Annotated in this window: 3 rRNA genes; all 3 read left to right on the top strand. The window is 50.0% G+C overall.

The window, feature by feature from the left end:
* The first annotated feature begins 143 nt into the window (after positions 1–143).
* Positions 144–1702 (top strand): 16S ribosomal RNA (locus FFM67_RS12180).
* Positions 1703–1948: 246 nt separating this feature from the next.
* Positions 1949–4861, top strand: a 23S ribosomal RNA gene (locus FFM67_RS12175).
* Between the two features lie 77 nt (positions 4862–4938).
* Positions 4939–5054: ribosomal RNA gene (gene rrf / locus FFM67_RS12170) — 5S ribosomal RNA — on the top strand.
* The 16S, 23S and 5S rRNA genes sit together here, the layout of an rRNA operon.

Here is a 5054-nt window from a genome sequence, read left to right as displayed (position 1 = left end):
GTAGACCTTTGAAAACTGAACGAATAAAACAAACCAAATGTGTAGGGCGCTTCTTTTATAGAAGCAAACAACATAGCAAGCAATATGCTAGCAAGTCAATTATTACAATTGAGCTTAACAATCGCAAGATTGTTTCAAACACTTTTTATGAGAGTTTGATCCTGGCTCAGGACGAACGCTGGCGGCGTGCCTAATACATGCAAGTCGAACGCTTTTTCTTTCACCGGAGCTTGCTCCACCGAAAGAAAAAGAGTGGCGAACGGGTGAGTAACACGTGGGTAACCTGCCCATCAGAAGGGGATAACACTTGGAAACAGGTGCTAATACCGTATAACAAGTAAAACCGCATGGTTTTACTTTGAAAGGCGCTTTTGCGTCACTGATGGATGGACCCGCGGTGCATTAGCTAGTTGGTGAGGTAACGGCTCACCAAGGCAACGATGCATAGCCGACCTGAGAGGGTGATCGGCCACATTGGGACTGAGACACGGCCCAAACTCCTACGGGAGGCAGCAGTAGGGAATCTTCGGCAATGGACGAAAGTCTGACCGAGCAACGCCGCGTGAGTGAAGAAGGTTTTCGGATCGTAAAACTCTGTTGTTAGAGAAGAACAAGGATGAGAGTAAAATGTTCATCCCTTGACGGTATCTAACCAGAAAGCCACGGCTAACTACGTGCCAGCAGCCGCGGTAATACGTAGGTGGCAAGCGTTGTCCGGATTTATTGGGCGTAAAGCGAGCGCAGGCGGTTTCTTAAGTCTGATGTGAAAGCCCCCGGCTCAACCGGGGAGGGTCATTGGAAACTGGGAAACTTGAGTGCAGAAGAGGAGAGTGGAATTCCATGTGTAGCGGTGAAATGCGTAGATATATGGAGGAACACCAGTGGCGAAGGCGGCTCTCTGGTCTGTAACTGACGCTGAGGCTCGAAAGCGTGGGGAGCAAACAGGATTAGATACCCTGGTAGTCCACGCCGTAAACGATGAGTGCTAAGTGTTGGAGGGTTTCCGCCCTTCAGTGCTGCAGCTAACGCATTAAGCACTCCGCCTGGGGAGTACGACCGCAAGGTTGAAACTCAAAGGAATTGACGGGGGCCCGCACAAGCGGTGGAGCATGTGGTTTAATTCGAAGCAACGCGAAGAACCTTACCAGGTCTTGACATCCTTTGACCACTCTAGAGATAGAGCTTCCCCTTCGGGGGCAAAGTGACAGGTGGTGCATGGTTGTCGTCAGCTCGTGTCGTGAGATGTTGGGTTAAGTCCCGCAACGAGCGCAACCCTTATTGTTAGTTGCCATCATTTAGTTGGGCACTCTAGCGAGACTGCCGGTGACAAACCGGAGGAAGGTGGGGATGACGTCAAATCATCATGCCCCTTATGACCTGGGCTACACACGTGCTACAATGGGAAGTACAACGAGTCGCGAAGTCGCGAGGCTAAGCTAATCTCTTAAAGCTTCTCTCAGTTCGGATTGTAGGCTGCAACTCGCCTACATGAAGCCGGAATCGCTAGTAATCGCGGATCAGCACGCCGCGGTGAATACGTTCCCGGGCCTTGTACACACCGCCCGTCACACCACGAGAGTTTGTAACACCCGAAGTCGGTGAGGTAACCTTTTGGAGCCAGCCGCCTAAGGTGGGATAGATGATTGGGGTGAAGTCGTAACAAGGTAGCCGTATCGGAAGGTGCGGCTGGATCACCTCCTTTCTAAGGATATAGTTCATCTAAGATGAACGTTACGGAAACTACACAGGCTTGCTTTTATTCGTTCAGTTTTGAGAGGTCTACTCTCAAAAATCGTTCATTGAAAACTGGATACAGAAACACATTTTTTTAAACAAACCGAGAACACCGCGTTGAATGAGTTTTTTAATAAGTTCAATTGCTTATTTATTACTAAGGAACATGATCGCTCATGGGAATTAGTAAGACCCTTGACGAAAGTCAAGATAAGGTTAAGTGAATAAGGGCGCACGGTGGATGCCTTGGCACTAGGAGCCGATGAAGGACGGGACTAACACCGATATGCTTCGGGGAGCTGTAAGTAAGCTTTGATCCGGAGATTTCCGAATGGGGGAACCCAGCATCTTTTATAGGATGTTACTTTTCAGTGAATACATAGCTGATTAGAGGTAGACGCAGAGAACTGAAACATCTAAGTACCTGCAGGAAGAGAAAGAAAATTCGATTCCCTGAGTAGCGGCGAGCGAAACGGGAAAAGCCCAAACCAAGAGGCTTGCCTCTTGGGGTTGTAGGACTCCGATATGGTAGTCCAGTGAAATAGTCGAAGGACCTGGAAAGGTCTGCTAGAAAGGGTAAAAGCCCCGTAGACAAAATTTGACTGGCACCTAGGAGGATCCTGAGTACGGCGGAACACGAGGAATTCCGTCGGAATCCGGGAGGACCATCTCCCAAGGCTAAATACTCCCTAGTGACCGATAGTGAACCAGTACCGTGAGGGAAAGGTGAAAAGCACCCCGGAAGGGGAGTGAAATAGATCCTGAAACCGTGTGCCTACAACAAGTTAGAGCCCGTTAATGGGTGATAGCGTGCCTTTTGTAGAATGAACCGGCGAGTTACGATTACTTGCGAGGTTAAGTTGAAAAGACGGAGCCGTAGCGAAAGCGAGTCTGAATAGGGCGAATGAGTAAGTGGTCGTAGACCCGAAACCATGTGATCTACCCATGTCCAGGTTGAAGGTGCGGTAAAACGCACTGGAGGACCGAACCCACGTACGTTGAAAAGTGCGGGGATGAGGTGTGGGTAGCGGAGAAATTCCAAACGAACTTGGAGATAGCTGGTTCTCTCCGAAATAGCTTTAGGGCTAGCCTCAGAGTAAGAATGATGGAGGTAGAGCACTGTTTGGACTAGGGGCCCATCTCGGGTTACCGAATTCAGATAAACTCCGAATGCCATCCATTCATCTCTGGGAGTCAGACTGTGAGTGATAAGATCCATAGTCGAAAGGGAAACAGCCCAGACCACCAGCTAAGGTCCCAAAATAACTATTAAGTGGAAAAGGATGTGGGGTTGCACAGACAACTAGGATGTTGGCTCAGAAGCAGCCACCATTTAAAGAGTGCGTAATAGCTCACTAGTCGAGTGACCCTGCGCCGAAAATGTACCGGGGCTAAATAGTTTACCGAAGCTGTGGAACACACCATTAGGTGTGTTGGTAGGAGAGCGTTCTAAGGGCGTTGAAGGTAGATCGTGAGGACTGCTGGAGCGCTTAGAAGTGAGAATGCCGGTATGAGTAGCGAAAGACAGGTGAGAATCCTGTCCACCGAATGACTAAGGTTTCCTGGGGAAGGCTCGTCCGCCCAGGGTTAGTCGGGACCTAAGCCGAGGCCGAAAGGCGTAGGCGATGGATAACAGGTTGATATTCCTGTACCCGTTGTTTTTGTTTGAGCAATGGAGGGACGCAGGAGGCTAAGGAATCAGACGATTGGAAATGTCTGTCCAAGCAATGAGTCTTGAGGCGAGTCAAATGCTTGCTTCTCTAAGGACAAGTTGTGATGGGGAGGGAAATAATAGTACCGAAGTTCCTGATGTCACACTGCCGAGAAAAGCTTCTAGTGAGAAAACAACGGCCCGTACCGCAAACCGACACAGGTAGTCGAGGAGAGAATCCTAAGGTGAGCGAGAGAACTCTCGTTAAGGAACTCGGCAAAATGACCCCGTAACTTCGGGAGAAGGGGTGCTGATCGAAAGATCAGCCGCAGTGAATAGGCCCAAGCGACTGTTTATCAAAAACACAGGTCTCTGCAAAATCGAAAGATGACGTATAGGGGCTGACGCCTGCCCGGTGCTGGAAGGTTAAGAGGAGTGCTTAGCGTAAGCGAAGGTACGAATTGAAGCCCCAGTAAACGGCGGCCGTAACTATAACGGTCCTAAGGTAGCGAAATTCCTTGTCGGGTAAGTTCCGACCCGCACGAAAGGCGTAACGATTTGGGCACTGTCTCAACGAGAGACTCGGTGAAATTTTAGTACCTGTGAAGATGCAGGTTACCCGCGACAGGACGGAAAGACCCCATGGAGCTTTACTGCAGTTTGATATTGAGTGTTTGTACCACATGTACAGGATAGGTAGGAGCCGTAGAAGTCGGGACGCTAGTTTCGACAGAGGCGCTGGTGGGATACTACCCCTGTGTTATGACCACTCTAACCCGCACCACTAATCGTGGTGGGAGACAGTGTCAGATGGGCAGTTTGACTGGGGCGGTCGCCTCCTAAAGAGTAACGGAGGCGCCCAAAGGTTCCCTCAGAATGGTTGGAAATCATTCGCAGAGTGTAAAGGCACAAGGGAGCTTGACTGCGAGACCTACAAGTCGAGCAGGGACGAAAGTCGGGCTTAGTGATCCGGTGGTTCCGCATGGAAGGGCCATCGCTCAACGGATAAAAGCTACCCTGGGGATAACAGGCTTATCTCCCCCAAGAGTCCACATCGACGGGGAGGTTTGGCACCTCGATGTCGGCTCGTCGCATCCTGGGGCTGTAGTCGGTCCCAAGGGTTGGGCTGTTCGCCCATTAAAGCGGCACGCGAGCTGGGTTCAGAACGTCGTGAGACAGTTCGGTCCCTATCCGTCGCGGGCGTTGGAAATTTGAGAGGATCTGTCCTTAGTACGAGAGGACCGGGATGGACTTACCGCTGGTGTACCAGTTGTCTCGCCAGAGGCATCGCTGGGTAGCTATGTAGGGAAGGGATAAACGCTGAAAGCATCTAAGTGTGAAGCCCACCTCAAGATGAGATTTCCCATTTCTTTAAGAAAGTAAGATCCCTGAGAGATGATCAGGTAGATAGGTCAGAAGTGGAAGTGCAGTGATGTACGGAGCGGACTGATACTAATCGATCGAGGACTTAACCAAAAATTGATTCAAGGTTGTTTAAGAAAGTTTCTGATCCAGTTTTGAGTGAACGAAGTTTACTCAACTCAAACAAATAGTGTGGTGGCGATAGCGGGAAGGATACACCTGTTCCCATGTCGAACACAGAAGTTAAGCTTCTTAGCGCCGATTGTAGTGAGGGGTTGCCCCTTGTGAGATTAGGACGTCGCCACGC

The organism is Enterococcus viikkiensis, assembly GCF_005405345.1.
Classification (GTDB): domain Bacteria; phylum Bacillota; class Bacilli; order Lactobacillales; family Enterococcaceae; genus Enterococcus_A; species Enterococcus_A viikkiensis.
The sequence above is the reverse complement of the archived record's forward strand: the minus strand, read 5'-3'. Positions and strand labels throughout refer to the sequence as shown.